Consider the following 23,323-nt stretch of genomic DNA (forward strand, 5'->3'; position numbering starts at 1 on the left):
AGGCAAGTGGATGACAAAAGGATTCAGCGCAGCTTCCCTCTGGCCAGGGAGGCAAATATGCCGGCGAAGCAGAGGGCGGAAAAGATGATAAAGGCGGACTTCACACTTTTCAGAAAAAGCGGATAGCACGGAGGTGTAATCGGGACCCTTCCGATGTGGGCGGCGAAAAGCAGCATGACGACACCCATGCTGAGCATCTGTCCGGTCATGCGCATGGTAGCGACAATCCCTGACGCCACGCCATAAAACTTCCTTGAAACGGAACTCATAATGGCATTGGTGTTGGGAGATGAGAAAAGGGCAAAACCCAGGCCCAGGAGGCCCAAATCGGCTACAATTAATGCCATGGCCGTTTTTTCGTTTAAAAAAATAAAAAAGGAAAGCCCGATGGCGATCAACGCCATTCCTGTTGAGGCCACCACGCGCGGCTCCATGCGGTCGGAAAGGCGTCCGGCAACCGGTGAAAAAACAGTCATCACAATGGGCTGGGCTACCATAATAAGCCCGGCATTTTGAGGACTCAGCCCCCTGATATACTGGAGGTAAAGGCTCAAAAGGAAGGCTACACCAAAGGTTGCGCTATAGTTAATGAGGGCTGCCAGGTTAGATAAGGCGAAGACCCGGTTAGCCCGGAAAAGATTTATCTCAAGAAGAGGACTCCCTGCCTTCGTCTCCCACTTAAGAAATGTAATGGCCCCAAAGAGACCCATCCCGATAAGCGCCGCACCGGAGGCGGAAGACTGGGAAAACCCATACATTACGGCCATAAGTGAAAGACCATAGATTATAGAGCCTATAATATCTAATTTTTCTCCTCTGGCCTCGGCCCATTCTCCCTTTATTTTCCCGATAACAAGAAGAATTACAAGCAGGCCCAGGGGTATATTAGCCAGGAAGATGGCCCTCCAGCCAAAGTGCTCGGTTATGGCCCCGCCAATAAAAGGCCCGAGAGAGAGGCCTAAATAAACAGCGGCAACGTTTATGCCCAGCGCCCTTCCCCTTTCCCCCGCCGGAAACACCGAGGTAAGTATGGCCACTCCCGTGCCAAATATCATGGAACTCCCGATCCCTTGCATGACCCGGGAGGCAATGAGTACCCCGGCAGAGGGCGAAAGTGCGGAGAAAAGACAGGAAAGGGTATAGATCGAGATGCCGGACAAAAAGACCCTTTTTCTCCCGTAGATGTCGGCCACTCTTCCAAAAGGGACCAGAAACATTGCGGCAGATAGAAGAAAAGAGGTGGAAATCCAACTCAACAGGACGGCATCCATGTGAAATTCTTTGCCGATGGAGGGAAGGGCGATATTGACCGAAGAGCCTATAAAGGGTGTAAGAAACGAGGCCAGGGTGGCCACAAGTAAGACACAACCCTTACTTGTGGCGTTATGTTCATCCTTGCAGACATCCCCGATTCCCACTTTTTACCCCTCAACCACAGAGCACACAGAGTTTTTAAAATTTAAAATTCTTTTTCTCTGTGCCCTCTGTGGTTATTTTTTATTGTCTCTTGTACCATAATCACAGACAGGCGGTCAATTAGTGTTAATTTTGTCGGTTTTTTACGAAAGCATCAAAAATGCCCGGGGTAAATAGACAACTTAATAGAAAGGTTAGAAACTTGTATGTATTTAATGTTATAATGAAATAATATGAATCCTGGTGGAAATCAGGTCATGATTTCCTTGTGGCGAAAGAATGAAAGGGATAGATAAAATCAAATCAGGCTCGGATGCGCAGAATGCCGCGCCTCATCTGCAACAACCGGTCGGGAAGGCGATGAAAGGGCCGGCTATTGCCGTTCGCTTTTTGATTATTGTAATCGGCTCCATACTCGTAGCCGAGACATTGGTGATGTTCTTTCTCGCCCTCCTGCCGCCTTTATCCCCGAATCTGGTTGCTTTTCTGGATGCCATTTTGTTGGCCGTTGTGACCTTTCCGGTGCTTTACCTGGCCCTGTTCCGGCCGCTCGTCCGCCAAATCACGGAGACGCAGCGGGTCGAGGGGCGACTCCGCAAGGCCCATGAGCTTAGCGAGGCTATTATTAAGACCATCCCTTTTGGGATGGATGTCGTGGATGAAGAGGGCCGTATAGTTTACTTAAGCGAGAAACTGAAGGCGGTCCTGGGTAACGATGCGATTGGCAAGACGTGCCCTGCTGTCTATAGAGAGGGCGGGGAAACGTGTGAGGATTGTCCGGTGAAACAAGGTATCCACGTAGGAGAAACCCGCTCGGTTGAGGTCGAAGGGATACTGGGTGGAAGGACCTTTCTGATAACCTATACCGGGATGATGCAGGATAATAAGAAGGTATTTTTGAGGGTTTTCGAAGACATCACCGAGCGCCGGCGGGCCGAGGATGAACTGCGGGAGAGCGAAGAAAAGTACGCTACGCTGGTCGAAAATTCCTTAACGGGCATATATATCGACCAGGACGGGAAGATTGTATTTGCCAACCACCGGTTTGCCGAGATATATCGGTATCCGAGAGAGGCGCTGCTAGAAATAGAGAGCTGGAGGCTGGTCCATCCTGAGGACAGGCCCTTGATCAATCAAATAAGACTAAAGAGGCTGGCTGGAGAAGAAGCGCCCCCGGAATATGAGGCCAGGGGCCTGACAAAGGATGGAGAGACCATTTGGATCAATCGGAGAAACACCCGCATAGAGTATAAGGGAAGGCCGGCTATATTGGGCAATATTGTGGATATTACCGAACAAAAGCGAGCAGAAGAACAACTCCGCAAGATAAATGAAGAGCTTAAGAACTTTATCCATATGGTTTCCCATGACCTGAAAACCCCCATAATTTCCATTCAGGGATTTGCTGCCCGGCTGCTCAAGAACTATCAGGAAAAATTAGGGGACAAGGGCCGGAATTATCTTGAGCGGATCAAGTCCAGCGCCTGCCGGATGGAGATGTTGATCTCCGACCTCCTGGCCTTGTCAAAAATTGGCCGGGTGGCCTCTAGATTTGAGGATGTCTCCGCCCTGGATATTGTAACAGAGGTTATCTCAAACCTTCAATACAGAATGAGGGAAAAGGGGATAGAAGTCGTGGTCCCTCCCGGCCTTCCCGTTATCAACGCTGATCAGGCCAAGCTCTATCAGGTCTTTGAAAACCTGCTGGCTAATGCTACTAAGTACATGGGTAACACTAAGAACCCCAGAATCGACATCGGATACGAAGACAGAGGTGATTTTCATCGATTTTATGTAAGGGATAACGGCAGCGGGATTGATCCTCAATATCACCGGAAGATATTTGAGATGTTCTACCGGTTAAAAGAGACAAAGGCCGAGGACGGAACCGGGTTGGGACTGGCCATCGTTGACAGGATTGTGCGTGCCCACGGTGGAAGGGTATGGGTGGAGTCTGAAAAAGGCAAGGGGGCCTCTTTCTATTTTGACTTGCCTAAAAAGAAAACGGGGTCTGCCCTATCCAGTTAATTGTCACAATAAATCCCCTTGACCATTCTTTTGGCTTCGTGCTATTTTCCCTGAAATTTCAGGATGATATGCTTAACCCCGGACCTGGGGGCTAATGCCATGGGAGACATTATTATGCCCTATGCCGTAGGCGTGGATATTGGCGGGACCCATTTTCGTCTGGCTGTAGTTGATGAAACCGGACAATATGGTATTATTAAAAAATTTGCGTCTGAAAGTCACCTGGGGCCGCATACACTTATTGACCGGATAGTATCAGCCGTCTCCGGGGTAATCGAGGAGGCGCCGGAACCGGTTGCCGGTATCGGAGTAGGTATAGCCGGCGCTGTAGATCATATAAAAGGTGTAGTCCGTTTCTCACCTAATTTGCCGGGTTGGGACTATATCCCGTTGGCCGAAATAATGGAGGACCGGCTGGGGCGGTCTGTTCTGGTGGATAACGATGCCGATCTTATCGCCTTTGGAGAAAAGTGGCGGGGCACCGGCCGTGGATACGAAAATTTTTTGTGTATAACACTGGGCACCGGCGTAGGAGGAGGACTAATACTCCGCAATGAGATATGGCACGGGTGCGGCACGGCCGGAGAGATAGGGCATGTGACTATCGACCGGCATGGAGCCCGGTGTAACTGCGGTAATTATGGCTGCCTGGAGACTGTGGCCTCGGCTACCGGCCTCATCCGCATGGCACGCGAGGGTCTTGGAAAAGGGAAAAAGGGCTTGTTAGCGCAAAGGATGGCTTCTGATCCGGACGCGCTTTCCGCCCGTCTCATCGCAGATCTAGCCGGGCAGGGAGATCCGTGGGCCTTGGAGCTTTTTGCCGAGTTGGGTAAGACCCTTGGTGTGGCCATAGCCAGCGTAATGAATCTGCTCTGCCTCGATGTTATTATTATTGGCGGAGGCGTTTCCGATGCCTGGGATCTTTTTATAGGGCCTTTGCGCACGGAGTATGCCCGGCGGGTTATGCCTGGAACAAGGCCGGAGGCGCCTGTTCTCCCCTGGACATTGAAGGACGCAGCCGGGATTATCGGTGCGGCCGCCGCTGTTTTTAATAAAGAGTCAAAATTGATGAACTCGTAAAAAGTTCAAAATATCACGCAAAGCCGCCAAGGACGCAAAAAGAATAAAATTTGGAACTCAGGAACTCATGGAAAAATCTTTTACTCCTGATTTCTTGATTTCCAGATTTTCATTTTTCTTCGCGGTCTTTGCGCCTTTGCGTGAGAAACTGACTTTTACCAGTGACTATTGACTAACGGCTAATGACATTTACTATAGATAACATACGCAACTTCTGCATTATCGCCCACATCGACCATGGCAAATCCACCTTGGCGGACAGGCTGCTGGAATATACAGGCGCAGTCTCCGCCCGGGAAATGGTTTCTCAGTTCCTGGACAAGATGGATCTGGAAAGGGAAAGGGGCATAACCATCAAGGCCCAGACAGTGCGTCTGAATTATCAGGCCAAAGACGGGAAGACCTACATGCTGAACCTGATAGATACACCGGGCCACGTGGACTTTACTTATGAGGTATCCCGTAGCCTCTCAGCCTGTGAGGGGGCCTTATTGGTCGTTGATGCCAGTCAGGGAGTGGAGGCCCAGACCCTGGCCAATGTCTATCTTGCGCTGGATAACAACTTGGAAATTATACCGGTCTTAAACAAGATTGACCTGCCCAGCGCCGAACCGGAAAGAGTTAAAGAGGAAATAGAAAATATAATCGGCCTCGACTGTAAGGACGCCATTCTGGCCAGCGCCAAAGAGGGCATAGGCACCGTCGAGATACTGGAGGCCATTGTAAAACGCATCCCGCCGCCTGAGGGCGATCCTGCGGCCCCTCTTAAGGCCCTCATCTTTGATTCCTGGTTTGATTCCTACCAAGGCGCAGTCGTTCTCGTACGGGTGTACGAGGGTACAGTTAAAAAAGGCGATATAATAAAGATCATGGCCACCGATAAGGTCTATGAGGTGGCCAAGGTCGGTATTTTTATGCCCTACGCCGGAGAGATTCCGGAACTCAAGGCCGGCGAAGTAGGATTCATCATGGCCGGCATCAAGGGGGTGCGTGATACCAAAATCGGTGACACCATCACCGGGACCCAGCGGCCGACATCCAGCGCCCTGCCGGGATTCAAGGTAGTAAAACCCATGGTCTTTTGCGGACTCTTTCCAACAGATCCCGGCCAATATGACACGCTCCGGGAGGCCATGGAGAAGCTCTGGTTAAACGACTCCTCTTTTAGTTACGAGCCGGAGACCTCATTGGCGCTGGGGTTTGGTTTTCGATGCGGCTTTCTCGGACTTTTACACATGGAGATTGTACAGGAAAGGCTGGAACGCGAATACGGCCTTTCTCTGATCAGCACCGCCCCTTCCGTGGTTTATCGCGTCACAGATAAAAAGGGGCAGGTAAAGATGGTGGACAATCCCAGCAAGTTACCGCCGGCACAGGATATCGAGACCATTGAGGAGCCTTTTATACGGGCGGATATCTATACCCCGGCTGAATACGTAGGAGGGGTGATCACGCTTTGTGAAGGCAAAAGAGGGATTCAAAAGGATCTCAAGTTTATCACTGAAACCCGGGTACTACTTTCTTATGAAATCCCCTTTAGCGAGATGGTGCTTGACTTTTACGATCGGCTGAAGTCCGTAACCAGCGGCTATGCCTCTCTCGATTACGCATTTCTGGATTTCAGGCCGTCACCGCTGGTCAAGCTGGATATCCTTATTAATAAGCTTCCGGTGGATGCCCTTTCTACTATTACCCATAATGACCGGGCCTACCACCGTGGCAGGCAGTTAGCCGAGAAGCTGAAAGAGGTTATTCCGCGCCAGATGTTTGAGGTCATCATCCAGGCCGCTATAGGCAGCCAAGTCATTGCCCGCGAACGCGTCGTGCCTCTGCGCAAAAATGTTACGGCCAAGTGCTACGGCGGCGACATAACCCGAAAGAGAAAGTTGCTCGAAAAACAAAAAGAAGGTAAAAAGAGGATGAAACAGGTCGGCCAGGTGGAAATTCCGCAGGAGGCGTTTCTGTCTGTGTTGAAGGTGTAGAATAGAAAAGCATTCAGCTATCAGCGGTCAGCAGTCAGCAGGATGGAAATCTTCCATTTTTAGCTGAAAGCTGATAGCTGAATGCTGACAGCTAATTTACAAGGAGGATTCGTTTGCAGAAGGTAAAAAGCGACACTAAAAAAGATTGGAAGGCCACGACCAGGGAATACGTTGAGGCTATTGTTATTGCCTTTGTCCTGGCCATGTTAATCCGGACGTTTGTAGTACAGGCATTCAAAATACCTTCCGGCTCCATGAAACCCAATCTCCTCATAGGAGACCATATATTGGTAAACAAGTTTATCTATGGGATAAAGAACCCGTTCACCGGCAGCACTCTTATCCCGCTGGAGAAGCCGGAGCGGAGCGATGTGGTGGTTTTTATCTACCCGGTTGATCGCGACAAGGACTTTATAAAGCGGGTCGTTGGGACGGAGGGCGATTGCGTCCAGATTATAAACAAAAAGGTTCATATAAATGGACAGCCCATGCCGGATAACTATACCATGCACACCGACGGCGATGTGTTATCCTCCGCCATAGGCGGACCACGCGATAACTTTGGCCCTTATATCGTCCCCAAAAACTCTATCTTCGTTATGGGAGATAATCGGGATCAGAGCTATGACAGCAGGTTTTGGGGGCCTGTTAACCTGAAGGATGTCAAGGGAAAGGCGTTTATCGTTTACTGGTCGTGGGATAGTGAAAACTTCGGTGTCCGCTGGAAGCGCTTTGGAAAAACCATACATTAAGTTATTAGCAGTCAGATGTCAGCGGTATGAGGAATCTTTCTATTTTTAGCTGAAGGCTGAAAGCTGAATGCTGATAGCCATAAAAGGAGGACAAAATGGCAGGTATCAACAAAGTTATCCTGGTAGGTAATCTTGGGGCCGATCCCGAGGTGCGTTATACGCCGGGGGGTTTGGCAGTGACTAACTTCCGCCTGGCCACCACAGAAAATCGCACCAATAAGGAAGGACAGCGGGAACAACGCACTGAATGGCACAGAATTGTAGCTTATGGGAGGCTGGCGGAGATATGTGGGGAATACCTGGCTAAAGGGAAACAGGTCTATATCGAAGGCCGCCTGCAGACACGTTCCTGGGATGATAAAGACGGCAACAAGAGATGGGCTACTGAGATTATAGCCGGCAATATGCAGATGCTCGGCCCGGCCGGACGTCAGCCCGGATCAGGTGAGGGAACGACGGCCACGCCCTCGGCGGATTTAACGACAGATACTGGACCTGAACTCGGCCCGGGGCCGGATGACGATATACCATTTTAAGAAGTTACAAAAGTTGATCAATTCGTAAAAAAGCCTTTTCACCGTTGAGCACGCAGAGTGCGCAGAGAAAAACCGTAAACTATTCAATATGTTATCTCAGCATTCTCGGCGATCTCTGCGGTAAAATTTTACTTTTTACGAGACCATCAACTTTGGTATTCAGACATTTGGATTTTGGCATTTGAGATTCCGGCGAGTTTTGTGGCATCCCCGGACTATAATGGTTTTCAGAAAACGGCTTTTCAAGCCGGCTACTTATCGACCTGCAGTTCTCTGAGGAGTCGTTTGAACTCTTCGGTTTCTTTGTAGCCTAATACGGCATTTTGATACTCTATCCAGTGCCGCCAGATATCCATCCATTTTTCATTGTACCAGTAATAAGAAGGAGTTCCCTGCCCGAGCTGGCGTTTTATATATTCCTCATATTCTTCCTGGCAATTCGAGCAGAAGCGGAAGGGGATACTGATATCCCGATTCACCGCTTCCGGCAGATCCATTTGTACACCGCATTTGGCGCACTTAAGCATGCATTGGGTACATTCGATGAACTTTTTGAGCAAGGAGACCTTTTTTATCCTCTCTATCTCATCCTTTTTCTTCTTCTCATATTTTAATCTTTCTTCTATATCGATTATATCCGCCATGTTATTAATCTCCCTCCTCGCCATATCTACAGGCGACGTCACTGGTCATTAGTCATCAGTCATGTTAAGTGTGAAAGATCGAGCAACTTTTACCAGTGACAAATGACCTTAATTATACTTCCTTCCTTCCCTCCAACCCGTTACTCATCCGTATCTGCCGGTTCACCATTAAGGTTAAATATCCGGCGGGCAAAATCAAGATAGATATCCTTATGCTCACGGCCGCTTTTCCCTTTGAGATAAGTGATAGGATCGTGGAGCATCTTGTTGATGATAGAGGCGGTCAGGACATGAACGGCCTTTTCCTGTTCCGGGGTCAGGGAACCCATATTGGAAAGGGTCTTCTGGCACTCTTTGAGCCTGATCTGCTCTGCCTTTTCACGTAAGGATACTATTATGGGTGTAATATCCAGCGCCTGGAGCCAATACTTAAATTTAATGACCTCTTCTTCGACAATCCTTTCAGCCCGCAGGGCTTCCTTTTGCCTTTCGGCCTTATTCAGCTCTACGATCCCCTTCAAGTCGTCTATATCATAGAGATAAACATTATCTATCTCATTGGTGCGCGGGTCAATATCCCTGGGAACGGCAATATCAATAAGGAACAACGGCCGGTTCTTACGGGCCCGCATGACGCCCTTTACATTATCATAATTAATTACCAGCCCCGGCGCACCGGTGGAGCTTATTATGATGTCCACATTTGACAGTTGGTCATATACCTCATCCAGGGAAATAGCCCGGCCCTTAAACTTTTGCGCCAGATCTATAGCCCGTTCCAAAGTCCGGTTGGCCACTACGATTTCTGCCACGCCGTTGGAAATAAGGTGCTCAGCGGCCAGTTCGGCCATCTCGCCGGCTCCGATCAACATGGCCCGCTTCCCTTTCAAATCCGCAAATATCTTCCGGGCCAGTTCGACCGCCGCAAAACTTATCGAAACTGCATGGCTGCAAATGCCGGTCTCGGTGCGCACACGCTTGGCCACAGAAAAGGTCTTGTGCAGGAGGCGGTTGAGTATGACACCGGAGGTCTTCAGGTCTGTGGCCTGGCGGTAGGCGTCTTTGATCTGGCCGAGTATCTGTGGTTCGCCTAAAACCATGGAATCCAGGCTGGCCGCCACCCGGAACAAATGCTTGGCGGCCTCTTCTTCATGATAAATGTACAGGCAGCGTTCAAAGTCGCCGAGAGAGATGCCGTTTGACTCGGTAAAGACCTTTTTTATCTCCATTTCCGCATTCGCCGGATCAGGGGTGGTCATCAGGACTTCTACACGGTTGCATGTGGAAAGAAATATGAATTCCCTGATGAATGGCATCCTGCGTATCAGGGTAAAAGGCAGTTCCCGGTCGCCGCCGAAAGTCAGGCGTTCCCTGATCTCAACCGGCGCTGTCTCATGATTGAGACCGATCAGAACTATACTCAGATTAGACGCCCCATCCGGCATAAGTATGTAATCCTTTGAGCAGCAGCGAAACCCCGAGGAATGTAAAAAGCAATGCCCCCAGGCCGATGATGGCCATGATGGCCGCCCGTCTCCCCCGCCAGCCTACGGTCAGGCGTTCATGGAGAAGAGCCGCATAAAAAAGCCAGGTGACTAGAGACCAGGTTTCCTTGGGATCCCACTGCCAATGCGCACCCCAGGCCTGCTCGGCCCAGAGCGAGCCGGTTAGTATGCCTACGGTCAGAAGCGGAAAACCGATGGTCAGGCAGCGGTAATTTATGGCATCCAGAACCTCCAAAGAGGGCAGGCGCTGATAAAAGGCCCCGAGCTTCTTTTTCTTGATCTGGCGTTCCTGAATCAAATACATGATACCGGCACAGGCAGCCACGGCCAGAATTCCGTAGGCAAAAAAATAAACTGTAGCATGAACAGGCAGCCAATAGCTTTTGAGCACCGGGGGTAAGGCTATTATTTTCTTGGGAAGGGTGGAAGAGGCGATCATGGAAAGGGCGGCTATCGGCGCAGCAAAGGCGCCCAGATTCTTCACCTTGTACCGCTGGTGAATGTAGAGGTAACTGCCTACCAGCGCCCAGGCAAAAAACGAGAGAGACTCGTGCAGGTTCGTTACCGGGGCGTAACCCGCCTCATAATAGCGGACTACGATGGTGGCGGTATGGAGAAAGAAGCCGGCGATGGCCACGCCCATGGCTACCCGGGCGGCCGGCCTTTGTTGAGAGATTATATAGACCAGGTAACCCGCCGTAGCCGCCAGGTATAACAATAAGGTCAGTTTAAAAAGGATGACGTTCATTTCTTAGCTTTCAGCTATCAGCGTTCAGCTTTCAGCTCTACCTTAAGATTTGAAAGCCCAAATTCCGGTCCCAGGACTTCTTGTAAAAAGCGGTCAATGCGTACCCGGTCGCCGTCCCGAATCCAGTCCAGGAGATCTGAATAGACCAGCCGGTTGAAAATGGCCTCGTTTTCAGACTGCGGCCGGCCCATAGCCAGCACCCTAGGCCTGACGGCCCCCATAAGCCTGAGAAAATCGGCATATTCCCGGCCATAGGCATCTTCCAACTCCCGGCGCAGTTTTTTCGCCAGGGCCGGGCTTTTGCCCGCGGTGGAGATGGCAATCAAGAGATCGCCTCTTGCCACCATAGAAGGAACTATGAAATTACACAGGTTCGGCTTGTCCACAATATTACAGAGGATATTTTTCTCCTGTGCCGCGCTGCTGACTGCTGTATTAATGCCCGGGTCGTCTGTGCAGGCCACCACTAAAAACACCCCGTTCAAGTCTCCAGTCTGATAGCCCCGTGCCGTATGTGTTATTCTCTTTTCTCCGGCCAATCCCTGGAGATAAGGAGTAAGTTCCGGACTTATGACCCTGACCCTGGCGCCGCAGGAAAGCAGGGTCTCGACCTTCCTTTCCGCAACCTTACCGCCGCCGATTACCAGGCATTGTTTGTCCTTAATATCCAGGTTTATGGGATAATACCGCAAATGTTCACCGCCCATCTCTTGGTCAAAGTCTGACTTAAGCCAGCAATGTAACAATAATCGGAAGGTTAGGCAAGATTTTTCCCTCACCGCAAAGGCGTAAAGGACACATATTATGTAGTCAACTGGTTGAGTAGATGAGTGGTAAAAACACACAAAAGGATGTGAACCTGATAGGCTCATAGCTGAGAGCTGAAGGCTGATAGCTGATGGCTACTTGTCTTTGCCCTTGCGGGCATAGTCAAGCAGGTAGACAAGACCCAGCAGGGCTGCGGTCATCCCCACTACAGCCCAAGGGCCTTTTCGCAGGAAAGAAAAAAGGCGTGAAAAGACGATGGCGAAGATACCGGACAGCATCAATCGCATGAGAAATATCCTGAATTTAGATGCATCCATAATTATTAGCGTTTAGCGCATAGCGATTAGCGAGTCATGTAGGGTGGGCTCCGCCCACCGAAACCACGCTGCGTCGCCAATGATGGTGGGCAAAGCCCACCCTACGTCTGCGACCATAAAAACAAGTAAAGGGATGCCCTTTCCGGGGCATCCCTTTACCCAATAGCTTCTGACGCCGATTTAGAATACCTTTTCTACTACCGGCACGACCTGTTTCTTACGGGACATAAGGCCGGGGATATATACTGAAGCGCCCTCTACCTTGGTATTAAAGGCCTTTTCAATCTTGGCCTTGTCGCCTGCAAAGTACAGCTCGGAGCCTTCCTTTATGATATCCGTGGCGACAAAGATGACCATCTCATAGCCCTCTTTGGCCTTCAGATCGTTCAGGAATTTCGTGACCTCGGAGGCGCGGTTGTAAACATCGGTCAGATCCACGACCTCGGTCTGGCCGATGCCGACTTTTTTGCCGGCAAAATCAAAATTCTTATAGTCGGCAAAGATAACGTCTTTAATCGACTTATCCGCTATATTGGCCTTGGCCTTCTTCACATCAATGCCAAACTTCGTCATGTCGTCGATACCGGCTATCTTAGCCAGTACGGCAGCCACGTCCTTGTCTTCCTGGGTGGTGGTGGGCGACTTAAAGACTACGGTATCGGAAAGGAGCGCACCCAGCAGGATACCGGCCAAAGCCTTATCCTTGGCCACGACATCCTTGTATTTCTTGGCCAGAATGGTGGCCGTGCTGCCTACCGGCTCTACCAGAATGGCAATAGGGTTGGGATTGGAAAAATTCATCTTGTGATGATCGATAATCTCAATGATTTCCGCTTTAGCGACGTCATCCGGAGACTGGCTGGCCTCGTTATGGTCCACCAGCACAAGCTTCTTGCCCTCGGCGCTGCCCAGTTCCCCCGGCACAGGCACACCGAACGTCTTGAGCACAAATGCGGTCTCCTCGTTGATCGACCCCAGGGTGGCCGGGGTATAGCCCTTTATCTTGGCGTAAGCGATTGCCGAACATACCGTATCCGTATCCGGACTCTTATGACCTATTACGTATACATCTGCCATCTTCTTCTGTCCTCCATATTATTTAGTTTATTTTTTACGTCTTCGAAAAGACAACAATTGAAGGACAATCATAATAGTTAGGCGGTATCTTTGTCAAGGATAAAATGAAGCGCTATTCACTTTCGTTTTAATGGTCTTACCGGGAAATGACGACCCGGGATTTGAGATTTGAAATTTCAGATTTGAGATTTTAAGAAAATAAGGCTATCATACAACAAATGGACATCTCTGCCCTTGCCAAATTCTTTATAGCCAGCTTCGTCTCCATCTTTGTCATCGTCAATCCCCTGGCCAACATATCTGTCTTCATTACCATGACGGAGGGAGATGCCCCGGAAAAGCGCCGGGCTACGGCCCTTAAGGCCTGCACGACCTGTTTCGTTGTCCTGGCTGCCTTTACCTTCGGGGGTCATTATATCCTCCGTTTTTTTGGCATAACCGTCCCCGCCTTCCGCATAGCCGGCGGCATCATCCTCTTCATGGTGGCCCTTCAGATGCTCCAGGTCAAACCCGCCCTCATCCGCACCAGCCCGGAAGAGGAGAAAGAAGGCATGGAAAAGGAAGATATCGCGATCGTCCCCCTGGCCATCCCCATGTTGAGCGGCCCCGGGGCCATCACTACGGTCATGGTGCTTGGCAGCGAACACGAAGGCTGGACGCCCAAGCTTCTTATAATACTATCCAGTCTGCTGACCAGTCTTATATCTTATGTTATCTTTTCCCGATCGGTTTCCATGGCGCGGGTGCTGGGCAGGTCCGGGGTAAATATCCTGACCCGGGTCATGGGACTTATCCTGGCCGTCATTGCCGTAGAGATAGTAGTCAGCGGGATTCGGGGCATGTTCCCGCGCCTGTTTTCCTGAAATACTTGCCGGCGCGAGAAAGCCTACCCTGAAACATTTCTAATAGGGGGCGCATGGTCAGGGGATAGTTTTTGCGGCGGCTCAAATGACCTGTTGAGTATAATTCTCACTTGCTAAATAATGGTTGTCGGGTAGCCAGACCGGCTAAGCGCTGGCTACCCGACACTCGGTTGGGGCGAAATTTCTTAATAGTCTATTCCCCCGGCAGGCGCTCCAAACTGGTTGGTTTGCCTGCGGCCTGCCGCGCTGCGTTCCAGTCCTCGCGGCTGCGCGCCGCCTCTTCACCCGGCAGGCTGCTCAGTATCTCAAAATAATCCAATTTGTACTTGTCTTCGACCACCACCGCTTCCGGATTGCATCTGACCGCATAGACCGTTTGCACGGACTGGTGATCAAAGTCGCGCCATATCTGCTTATCCTTCAATAGCGTGTACTCGTGACCCTCGAGCGCCTTGATCACCCCGGGTGAATCAAAGCCTTTGGCCCTCTCCGCGGCTCCCTTGTATTCGTATAGAATTGTATAGGCCGAAGCGCCCGAAGTGCTGGGATAACGGCCGTATTTAGCGGCAAACTTCTCTACAAACTCTTTTCCCCTTTGGTAATTGTGCTTGTATGGAATCTTCCAGGTCCAGGGAACAGATCCAATCACGCCCTCCATGACCTTGGGACCGCCGGCCTCGGCCATGCCCAGGGTGAGATTCGGGACTACTATCTGGCAATCCTTTTTCAGTCCCATGGTTGTCGCAATCTGGATGGCTGAGGACATGTCCCGGCCAAAAAGGACCAATACCAGGACATCGGGCTTTATCATCCGGGCGATGTTGAGGGCCTTGGTAAAATGCTCCAGTGTGGCCCCTGGAAACGGGGTCTTCACCCCTTTGTGCACTGATGTGTCCTCGGTGCCGCTGAGTTTTCTCACAGAGGTCTCGGTAGTCCAACCCCAGGTGTAGTCAGCGGTAATGTAAAAATATTTCTTTCCCGCAAAATTTTCCTTTAAGTATTTGGATATGGCCTTGGCCCCCATCCACGCGTCGTAGCACTCGCGGAAGGTATGGCGATGCCCTTCTTCGCATGTAGTCTCATTGGAATAGGTGAGGGTCCCAAAGAATGGGATGCCTTTTTCCTGGCACACCTTGGCCGCGGCTATGGCTACAGCGCTTGAAGACCCACCGAATACCATCTTCACGCCTTCCTGATCGATCAACTCGGTAACGTTTTTGGTGGTGATATCCGATTTTGACATGGAGTCGCGTTTTACAAGCTCTATCTGCTTTCCCAGGATGCCCCCGGCCGCATTAATCTCCTCCGCAGCGAGTTCCGCGGCACGTAACTGATCCAGACCCTCAATCGCATACGGCCCGGTTGCAGGATAGTTCAAACCAATCTTCACCGCATCGGCCCCGGCCAGGGAAACAGACAGGGTGTTGGCCAGAAACAGCCCGGTGATCAGGGAGATCATCAGAACCCGGCCTGATCGTTCCAAAATTCCTTTAAACATGGTTTCCTCCTTAGTCTCGTTTTACTTTAAACAATCATGCGCCGGAATTCAGCTTACGTATGCCGTGCAATTTCTTAACAAATGATGCCCTGGGAGAATCGTCCGGCTCCTGGCCCCCCTCCATGGTCTTTATATTCTTTCCGCCAACCAATTCGGACAGTTGATCTACATAATCTTGCAAGGTATGGGCCTGGGCGTTCAATTCTTCGGAGGCAGAAGCGGTCTCCTCGGCATTGGCCGCATTCTTTTGCACTACCTGATCCATTTGACCCAAGGCATTGCTTATCTGATCCATTCCCTGGCTTTGCTCGCGGGAGGCGGCCGCTATCTCTGCCACCAGATTAGCGACCTTTTTGGCGCTGGTAGCCACTTCCCGGAAGTCAGCTTCCGTCCCGCTGACCAGGCCGGAACCCTCTGCTATCTTTTGAATCACATCTTCAATCAGGTTGCTGGTATTCTTTGCCGCTTCGGCCGCCCGCTTAGCCAGATTCCTTACCTCCTCCGCCACTACGGCAAATCCCATACCGGCCTCGCCGGCCCGCGCCGCCTCGACTGCGGCATTGAGCGCCAGGAGGTTGGTCTGAAAAGCGATGCCATCGATGGTCTTGATAATTTTACCGATTTCCTCACCGGCAGCAGAAATGTTGTGCATAGAGGTACTCATCTGGGACATGGAACTATTGGCCTTTTCTACGACCTGCCTTGACTCTTCCATGAGCATGTTGGCCTGTTGGGCATTGTCCGCATTTTGCCTGGTCATGCTCGTTATCTCTTCGAGAGAGGCCGAGGTCTGTTCCAGGGCTGCGGCCTGTTCCGAAGCCCCTTCGGCCAGTTGTTGCGAGGCCCCGGAGACCTCTCCGGCGGCAGAGGACACCTGTCCCGAAGAATCGTTCAATCCGGAAATAACCCTTTCTAAATAGGTATTAATGGACCGGCTGATCCAGCCACCCACAATAATGCCGAAAGCTATGGAGATGATACCGGCAATGGCCAGGGCCGTAGTGGTCATGGCTGCCACCTTTTCCACGGCCTCCACCGCCTTCTCCTGGCCGGCTTCAGCCGAGCGCGTCTTCTCGGCGCTGGCCTGGCCAATCCTTTCAATCAACTTTTTCGCTTCGCTGAATATCTGGGCAGAACGGGCCTGGGTGGCCAGATTCTTTAAGATCTGATCCAGAATGCCGTCTTTGCTCAACAATAACCCCCGCATGCCGGCAAAAGCCGATTCAACATTCTTTACCGTTGCCGCCTGAGCCCCGGCCCTTATGGAACCAAGGCCGTTTCTAATACCGCCCAGCTCTCTCGCCACTGCCGCAAACTGTCCCTCCAGCCTGGTCCTCAGATTGCCTGCCTCGTCAGCAGAACCGGCCAACATAATCTGTTTGGAGGTACTTTCTATGGTTCGGGCCAGAATGGCTATATTTGCGCTGGCTCCTGATATGTGCCCTACCGAGGTAACCAGACGAATGGAGTTGCCCATCTTCTGGTTTTCCTGGGGAACAACCAGATCTAATTTATCTATTTCGCCGGCAAGTTTGTTGCCGAGCCCCTCAATTTTCTTTGTCATCTCTCCGCTTTTTTTCTCATACGCCTGGCTGAGCGCATCAGACGTTGGATCAGCGATTATGCTGGCTCGGGCGGCGAGGAGTCCGGCATCCCCCGAAAATCCCTTTTCTATTTCCTCAACGAATTCCTTTAGCTGACCGGCCAATCCACCCTTTCCAATGGCCATTTCTATGCCGTCCGCCTCAGCCCGCATCCTATCCACCTCAGCCCGCATCTTATCTTTAAGCGGGTTCAGCTTGAAGCGATTGAACACCGTATCTATCTGCATGATCAATGCCCTGGCGCTGCTTAACCTATCTTGAATTACCAGCATTCGCTTAATGAGGGTATTGGCCTTCAGGCTCGCCTCTTTGGATTTTTCAACCGAGGCATAACTCTCTTTTTGCATTCTTTGCATGGCGGCATCGAGCCTTCCGACCTCCCCGACCACCCCGGCAATGCCCGACCGGAGCTGCTCATTGGCCGCAGCCACCTTATTCATACATTGCAGCCTTTCTTCGCCCATAATAGTCAATTGTTTATAGGCTTTTTCTATGTCCTCGACCACCTTCTCATCGATACCCGCCTTTAATTTGGTCAGGTCTTGAACTGTGGCATTGACCTGGGATAATGCCTTATCCGTATCCTTACGAATCGCGGCAAGTTCCGCCGCTGAAGTGGTCAGGGCCATCTGCGTAAAGTTGGCCGCCACCTTTTCAAACCCCTGCTGGAGATTGACCATCTTTACCTGGAGGGGTGACGACTCCCGGGTCAGATAGTAGATTTTGCCGCTCACCATGCGCACGGCAAAAAAACCCACCGTGCCCACCCCAGCCACGGCCACGAGGAGCAGGGCTACCAGCAGGAAGAGTTTCCTTTTAATGGTCATATTTGTCTCCTTAAAGATCAGCTTTCAGCGTTCAGCCATGCGTCGCAGCCGGGATGCTGCTCCTACGGAATGGGGCCAGGCGGCCGCTTTAACCTCCGTAGGAGCGCCTCCCCCAGGAGCAAACTGAAAGCTGAATGCTGATAGCTGACAGCTTACTTATGGTTTAGCCACCTTGGCCACTGGCTTGGCCTTTCCGCCACCCACCTGGGTCATATAGACCTTGTTCAATCCCTGATGGTTATCCTTGCTAAAAGATACACTCAGACCGCCGATGTCCGTATTGGACATAGACTCAATAGTGTCGATCAACCCTTCCCGGGTAAGGACCGCACCGGCCTTTTCTAAGGCTGTAGTAAGCACCCTGGCGGTTACATACCCTTCCAATCTGACATAGGAGGGCGCCTCATTGGGGAAGGACTTTTTGAGCGCGGCCTGGAAGTCCCGGACTACGGGCACAGAGGTATCATCCGGAGAAGGGACTACCTGGGAGATAATGATCCCATTGGCCGCATCGCCTGACTCCTTTATCAGATTCTCGGTGCCGACAAAGGAAATGGTAGCCAGAACCGGATTAAACCCGGCGGTCTTGGCCTCTTTCACAAAGGCTGCGATCGGTTTATAAGGGCCGACCATAACCACCGCCCCCGGCTTTGCCGCCATTATGGAGGCCAGGCCTCCCTTGACCGCCTCGGTATTGCGGGCAAAAGTCCCCGTACCAGCCAGTTTCAAACCGCGTTTTTTAAGGGCCTTTTCCGTCCCACTCAGACCGGCCAGCCCGAAGGCGTCATCCTGGTAAAATACCGCTATGTCCTTTATTCCCAGGTCGCTGGTTATCCTCTCCACCAGGGCCTCGGTCTCATCGTCATAAGAGGCCCGGATATTAATGATATACCGCGAGACCGGGTTCCGGAGTAGTCCGGCGCCGGTAAAGAGTCCCACCAGGGGAACCTTCATCTCCTGCACGATAGGCAGGGCGGCCTTGCCAGTCGGCGTCCCCACATAGCCGGCCAAGGCAAAGACCTTTTCGTTTTCGATCATGTTAAGGGTGCAATCCACCGTCTTGTCCGGTTCATAACCGTCGTTGCTGGCTATAAACTTTATCTTGCGTCCATTGATGCCGCCTTTGGCATTGACCTCATCCAGACAGGCCTTCATACCCACGTTCATGCCCGTCCCCAGCCCGGCTGCCGGCCCTTCCAGGGCCGCACACTGTCCAATGACCACCTCGCTGTCTGTCACCCCGTCCTCGGCCCAGGCCGCCGGGATAACGAAAGCTATACCGGCTAACACGGCCGCTACAAACCAGAACCTGTACCCCAAAAACCTTTTGATGCCTTTCTTCATGCCTGTAAACCTCCCTGTTTTTAGAATGTTATAGTGCTGTGTTTACTTGTATCGGGGGAAAACAAAAAAATCTTAAACAAAAAAAGTAATCGTGAAAAGATTCACGCTAAAACCCCTTTCACCGCCAAGGCGCAAAGAACGCACGGTAGTTTTTTATTATCCCACATTCAAGGTCGAAGTGCAACAAAAGTAGAAGCGACCTCAAGCGGTGTTTTGTAGCCCAGGCATTTTCTGGGCCTGTTGTTAATGATTGATTCGACCATTGCCACCTGTTCATCCGTTATCTTACTAAAGTCAGTACCCTTTGGGAAGTACCGCCTGACCAGACCATTGACGCTTTCGTTGGTTCCCCTCTGCCACGAAGCATAAGGACGAGCGAAATAGCACTGCATGCCTATGGCATCTGTGATCACCTCATGCTGAGCATTCTCGGTCCCGTTGTCCAGCGTCAGCGTGCGTCTAGCTTTCTCGGGGAGCTCATGAAGCCTTCGTATCACGGTATCCGAAGTCAGCTCTGCCGACTTCCTCTTAAGTTTTGTCAAAAACAGAAGCCTGCTTTTGCGCTCCACCAGTGAGTTCAGGGCCGCAAGGCTTTTCCTCGATACCAGCGAGTCACCTTCCCAATGACCAAACCGACTCCGGTTCTCTACCGAGATAGGCCTCTCCTCTATCGGGATACGGTTGGGAATCTTGGTTTTACGCTCCCTTCTGCCTATCCCCTTGGTTTTGCGTTTGCGGTGCCCCCGCACAAGGTGTCCTATCAGTTCAGCCCTCCCTTCTGTCTTCGGATGGTAGATGTACTGATAGATGGCCTCGTGGCTTATGCCGAGCCCTGAATGTTCCAGTCGTATTCTTCCCGCTATGAGCTCGGGGGACAAACCCTGCTTGAGCTTACTGCGAACATACGAGACAACCTGCTCATTCTTGAGCCTCGGTCGGCTGCCTGCCTCTTGCTTCCTCGTAATTGCACGCTCGTGAGCCCTGTGCGACAGGTACACTTTGTATGCAGGCGTAGCGTTCCTCCTCAACTCCCTCGACAGGATGCTCTTTGAGCGCCCCAACGCCTCAGCTATCTCTGTCACCGTGTGCCCCAACGACTTCATCTCCGCTATCCTGTCCCTCTCTTCAAGACTGATGTGCCTGTATTTTTTTCCCATATCCACCCAGAGTACCAGCCATAAGGCCATTTCTCCAAGTGTTGCACTTCCTCATTGAACTGGGGTATTTAATTTAATGCAGGAGCAACATCTTGCTGCGATCCTTATCGCTGGCTTTTTTGTTTGACAGCCCCGGATTTATTTTGCTAAGAGATGCTACAAGGGTGAAGAGGGATTCACTGATGTTGTGTCCTTTACCGATCCTTGTGTGCCTTTTTTGCCACAGAGGGCGGGAAGTTTAAAATTTAAGGTTCAAAGTTCAAAGTTCAAAAACATGAATAATTTCACACTATTCGCTATTCGCTATACGCTATACGCTAGCATGGCACGGTCATTGCTTGGTATGGTCAATGGTCATTAGTCAGTGGTTTTTAATATCTTCCAATTGACCAGTGACAAGTGACCAATGACTAAATGAAAGGAGGTGGATCTGAAAGCTGAAACGTAATCGGGCGAGACGCCCGGCCTGCAAGTAAATGAAAGTCAGTCAATAATCAGTAGTCAGAAGACAGAATACAGAAGTAAAGGCTGATAGCTGAAAGCTGAATGCTGACAGCTAAACAAAACGGATAAAGGAGAAAGGAAAGATATGAAGAAAGGTCTAATTATTATAGCTGCTGCCCTGTTTGTGGCCGCTATGGTGCTCCCGGCTATGGCCGTGGATATGAGCCTGAGCGGTTTCTACAGGGTGCGCGGCTTCTATCAGAGCAATGCCGACAGCGGCATGGTAACACCTTGGGATGCGGGCGCTGAGCATGGTGCTTACAATGCCGACGACCCGGAGGCCTGGTGGGATCACATGCTCCAGTTGAACCCGGTCTTTAAAGTGGCCGACAATCTGAAGCTGGTAACCCGCGTCTCTATGTTTAACAACCAGATGTGGGGAAGCACCAATACTTCCGGCGCTGTGGCAGATAACGATCTTACTCCGTCGAGTTTTAATACTGCCGCGGACAACATTATCTTCAACCGCGCCTACATCGAGTGGGCCACCCCCAAGGGCACCTTGAAGGTCGGTCGCATGGCCGGTAACTACACATTCTTTCTGCCCTTCGGGAACACCGAGCTGGATGCCGACCGCATCGTCTATGTGTCACCGAATTATAGCGGCTTCAACGTGGTCCTCGGCCACGAAAAACGGGTAGAAGGCAGTGTTGGCACGGATGAAGCGGATAAGGATCATGACCGTTATTTCGCCATCCTGCAGTATGCCTGCCCCGGCCTGTACGTCGGCTATGCCCCGGACTGGTACCGTGACCGGCAATCTGACGCTACTGCAAGGATTGACAAGATCAACCATAATTTCTGCCTGAAGTTGAACGACCCCACGAACACCTTCTTCTTCGAGGGCGAACTTCAGTACCGGGACGGTGAATATGATTCCGATAGCGGCACGGATTATGACTATGATGGTCTGGGCTACTATGCCGCGGCCGGCATGAGAAAGGGCCCACTTACGGCCTGTCTGGCCACGGCCTTCTGCTCCGGCGACGATAACAGCGCTGCTACTACTGACGACGAACGGGGCACGCCCTTCGGCCTGGACTTCATGCCGCTCTACATCGCGACCGGTCCGTACAGCAATATCCTGACCAGCCAGACCGGCGGCTATGGTGCCGCTATGACGCTTGATACCGGCATGCAAAATACCGGCGCTCAGGTCTATTTGATCTCTGCCGACTACGTGGTCAACCCGGAGTTGGCCGTGCACGGCGCTCTGGGTGTAGCATACGCGGAAAAGACCACTTCTGGTGTCGATGATGAGTTCGGCAAGGAGTTAGACCTCGGTCTGAAGTACCAGATCATGAGCAACCTGGCCTATGAGCTACATATGGGCTACCTGTGGACCGGCGACTACTTTAAGGTCGGTTCGGCTTCGGTCAGGACTGATGACGTCTATCAGATCGACCACAGCCTGACCCTCAGTTTCTAAGTGATGAGTACTGAGTGACAAGTGATGGGTAAGACTTTTCACCGCAGAGAACACAGAGAAAAAAGCATATTTACTTTGCGTTCTTTGCGCCTTTGCGGTGAAAGGGTGAAAGAAAGTAACAAACCATTGACTGACTGACATTTTGCAGGCCGGGCATCTGGCCTGGTTAGTAAATAAAAAACCGGCCCTGGAGTAATTCCAGGGCCGGTTTTTTTGTTCACCACTTATTCACCGCAGAGCACGCGGAGTAGGGTGGGCTCCGCCCACCGAAACACGCTACGCCGCCAATGATGGTGGGCAAGGCCCACCCTACGTCTGATAGGTATCAGGCATATTGGAGTCGTCGACCCTTGGGCTCCGGGATCTGCCTGCCGAACTCCTTCGCAGTGTCCAACCAGAGGCCGATCGCCTCTTGACAATTGGTTAAAGCGACATCCGGCGAACGCCCGTGTGCAGTACACCCCGGAAGCTCGGGGACTTCCGCAACAAAAACCTGATCCTCTTCACTCCAGTAAATTATGATCTCGTACTTGTGCATCACTCATCGCCTCCAAGCTTGTACCGCGTAATTACCGCGCGAACCTGCCGGACCTGATAGGATTTTGCCGTTTTGCCCTCGCGCTGAAGATTGATCAATTCCTCGACACCGGGTCTCACAAAGATATGGTGGCTGCCACGGACCCGCTCCTGAAAGCCCAGGCGGATTAAAAGGTTGCGTAGCTCATCAAAATTAATATTGGCATTTGCCCGGCCACTCAGGATGCGCGCAAGTAATTTCTCGTATGTTGCCATTACTGGACTTTATCCGGCATAGTCAAAGAGAGCGACCGGTAAGCGGTGCTCTCTGAGCTTAGAATGTATTTTAGTACGATAATTATTCAATAAATCAGGCGATCTTGTCAAGCAGAGATAATCTGGGGCATCAGCTATGTAGGGTGGGCTCCGCCCACCAAAACCACGCTGCGCCGCCAATGATGGTGGGCAAAGCCCACCCTACGCCTGTCCTCAATGACTCAATACATTCTCTATAAAAGCATTCCCACCGCCATTAAGGACCTTACCGCATTTATGGAGGAGATTTCCGAAAGTCTTTAACGCATGTAGCAACCAATCGCAGCATCACATCGTCTGGCCGTTTAACTCCGAAACCGCAGGTGCCGAGAAGTAACACAACAGAATGACACATTTCTGTTGTCATCCGCATTTGTTTTGTGATAAGAGACCGTCGCAGGAAAGGAGGTAAT

20 protein-coding genes are annotated in these 23,323 nt (G+C 51.3%); 7 read left to right on the plus strand and 13 right to left on the minus strand.

The features are described from left to right. Positions 1–23: 23 nt before the first annotated feature. Positions 24–1,418, minus strand: a complete 1,395-nt coding sequence (locus RDU59_02715) for an MFS transporter (GenBank protein MDQ7837387.1) — start codon at positions 1,416–1,418, stop codon at positions 24–26. A 277-nt stretch (positions 1,419–1,695) separates the two neighbouring features. On the opposite strand from RDU59_02715, the gene RDU59_02720 reads away from it, so the two are divergent. The 5 genes from RDU59_02720 (at position 1,696) to RDU59_02740 (ending at position 7,794) form a co-directional block, all read left to right on the plus strand. After that, positions 1,696–3,444, plus strand: coding sequence for a PAS domain S-box protein (locus RDU59_02720; GenBank protein MDQ7837388.1), 1,749 nt, complete (start codon positions 1,696–1,698; stop codon positions 3,442–3,444). A gap of 99 nt (positions 3,445–3,543) precedes the next feature. Next, positions 3,544–4,524 carry an ROK family protein gene (locus RDU59_02725; GenBank protein MDQ7837389.1) on the plus strand — a complete coding sequence of 327 codons (981 nt, stop codon included), beginning with the start codon at positions 3,544–3,546 and terminating at the stop codon, positions 4,522–4,524. A 182-nt stretch (positions 4,525–4,706) separates the two neighbouring features. Then, positions 4,707–6,506: a translation elongation factor 4 gene (gene lepA, locus RDU59_02730; GenBank protein MDQ7837390.1), complete on the plus strand. Its 1,800-nt coding sequence runs from the start codon at positions 4,707–4,709 to the stop codon at positions 6,504–6,506. Between the two features lie 113 nt (positions 6,507–6,619). Then, on the plus strand, positions 6,620–7,258 hold the full coding sequence (gene lepB, locus RDU59_02735; GenBank protein ID MDQ7837391.1) for a signal peptidase I: 639 nt from the start codon (positions 6,620–6,622) through the stop codon (positions 7,256–7,258). A gap of 95 nt (positions 7,259–7,353) precedes the next feature. Further along, positions 7,354–7,794, plus strand: a complete 441-nt coding sequence (locus RDU59_02740) for a single-stranded DNA-binding protein (GenBank protein ID MDQ7837392.1) — start codon at positions 7,354–7,356, stop codon at positions 7,792–7,794. A gap of 251 nt (positions 7,795–8,045) precedes the next feature. Here RDU59_02740 and RDU59_02745 read toward each other — a convergent pair whose 3' ends face one another. The 6 genes from RDU59_02745 to RDU59_02770 all read right to left on the minus strand — a co-directional run bounded on the left by RDU59_02745 (position 8,046) and on the right by RDU59_02770 (position 12,853). Next, positions 8,046–8,438 (minus strand): hypothetical protein, encoded by a 393-nt coding sequence (locus RDU59_02745; GenBank protein MDQ7837393.1) that lies wholly within the window; start codon positions 8,436–8,438, stop codon positions 8,046–8,048. Positions 8,439–8,578: 140 nt separating this feature from the next. Beyond that, positions 8,579–9,883, minus strand: coding sequence for a glutamyl-tRNA reductase (gene hemA, locus RDU59_02750; GenBank protein ID MDQ7837394.1), 1,305 nt, complete (start codon positions 9,881–9,883; stop codon positions 8,579–8,581). Then, positions 9,864–10,691: a c-type cytochrome biogenesis protein CcsB gene (gene ccsB / locus RDU59_02755; protein MDQ7837395.1), complete on the minus strand. Its 828-nt coding sequence runs from the start codon at positions 10,689–10,691 to the stop codon at positions 9,864–9,866. The genes hemA and ccsB overlap by 20 nt, the downstream gene beginning before the upstream one ends. Before the next feature lie 17 nt (positions 10,692–10,708). Further along, positions 10,709–11,398: a bifunctional precorrin-2 dehydrogenase/sirohydrochlorin ferrochelatase gene (locus RDU59_02760; protein MDQ7837396.1), complete on the minus strand. Its 690-nt coding sequence runs from the start codon at positions 11,396–11,398 to the stop codon at positions 10,709–10,711. A 195-nt stretch (positions 11,399–11,593) separates the two neighbouring features. Next, the gene (locus RDU59_02765; GenBank protein ID MDQ7837397.1) at positions 11,594–11,746 is read right to left on the minus strand and encodes a hypothetical protein; all 153 of its coding nucleotides are present in this window, start codon (positions 11,744–11,746) and stop codon (positions 11,594–11,596) included. A gap of 210 nt (positions 11,747–11,956) precedes the next feature. Beyond that, positions 11,957–12,853: a manganese-dependent inorganic pyrophosphatase gene (locus RDU59_02770; GenBank protein ID MDQ7837398.1), complete on the minus strand. Its 897-nt coding sequence runs from the start codon at positions 12,851–12,853 to the stop codon at positions 11,957–11,959. Positions 12,854–13,071: 218 nt separating this feature from the next. Between RDU59_02770 and RDU59_02775 the strand changes: the two genes are divergently transcribed. Then, positions 13,072–13,716 carry a MarC family protein gene (locus RDU59_02775; GenBank protein MDQ7837399.1) on the plus strand — a complete coding sequence of 215 codons (645 nt, stop codon included), beginning with the start codon at positions 13,072–13,074 and terminating at the stop codon, positions 13,714–13,716. Positions 13,717–13,909: 193 nt separating this feature from the next. Here RDU59_02775 and RDU59_02780 read toward each other — a convergent pair whose 3' ends face one another. From RDU59_02780 to RDU59_02795, 4 genes are all read right to left on the minus strand, one after another. Continuing rightward, positions 13,910–15,214, minus strand: coding sequence for a substrate-binding protein (locus RDU59_02780; GenBank protein MDQ7837400.1), 1,305 nt, complete (start codon positions 15,212–15,214; stop codon positions 13,910–13,912). A gap of 34 nt (positions 15,215–15,248) precedes the next feature. Then, positions 15,249–17,645: a methyl-accepting chemotaxis protein gene (locus tag RDU59_02785; GenBank protein MDQ7837401.1), complete on the minus strand. Its 2,397-nt coding sequence runs from the start codon at positions 17,643–17,645 to the stop codon at positions 15,249–15,251. Between the two features lie 156 nt (positions 17,646–17,801). Then, positions 17,802–18,989: an ABC transporter substrate-binding protein gene (locus tag RDU59_02790; GenBank protein MDQ7837402.1), complete on the minus strand. Its 1,188-nt coding sequence runs from the start codon at positions 18,987–18,989 to the stop codon at positions 17,802–17,804. A gap of 167 nt (positions 18,990–19,156) precedes the next feature. Beyond that, the gene (locus RDU59_02795; protein ID MDQ7837403.1) at positions 19,157–20,176 is read right to left on the minus strand and encodes an IS30 family transposase; all 1,020 of its coding nucleotides are present in this window, start codon (positions 20,174–20,176) and stop codon (positions 19,157–19,159) included. 559 nt (positions 20,177–20,735) lie between these two features. Between RDU59_02795 and RDU59_02800 the strand changes: the two genes are divergently transcribed. Then, positions 20,736–22,079, plus strand: a complete 1,344-nt coding sequence (locus tag RDU59_02800) for a hypothetical protein (protein ID MDQ7837404.1) — start codon at positions 20,736–20,738, stop codon at positions 22,077–22,079. Positions 22,080–22,404: 325 nt separating this feature from the next. Here the strand turns inward: RDU59_02800 and RDU59_02805 are convergent, their stop codons facing one another. Both RDU59_02805 and RDU59_02810 read right to left on the minus strand, forming a co-directional pair. Further along, entirely contained in the window at positions 22,405–22,617 is a 213-nt protein-coding gene (locus RDU59_02805; GenBank protein ID MDQ7837405.1) for a type II toxin-antitoxin system HicB family antitoxin, read from the minus strand. Beyond that, a complete protein-coding gene (locus RDU59_02810; protein MDQ7837406.1) occupies positions 22,617–22,871 on the minus strand; it encodes a type II toxin-antitoxin system HicA family toxin in 255 nt (84 codons plus the stop codon). Before RDU59_02810 ends, RDU59_02805 begins: the two co-directional genes overlap by 1 nt. Positions 22,872–23,323 lie beyond the last annotated feature (452 nt).

It is taken from the genome of Thermodesulfobacteriota bacterium, assembly GCA_031082315.1.
Classification (GTDB): domain Bacteria; phylum Desulfobacterota; class QYQD01; order QYQD01; family QYQD01; genus QYQD01.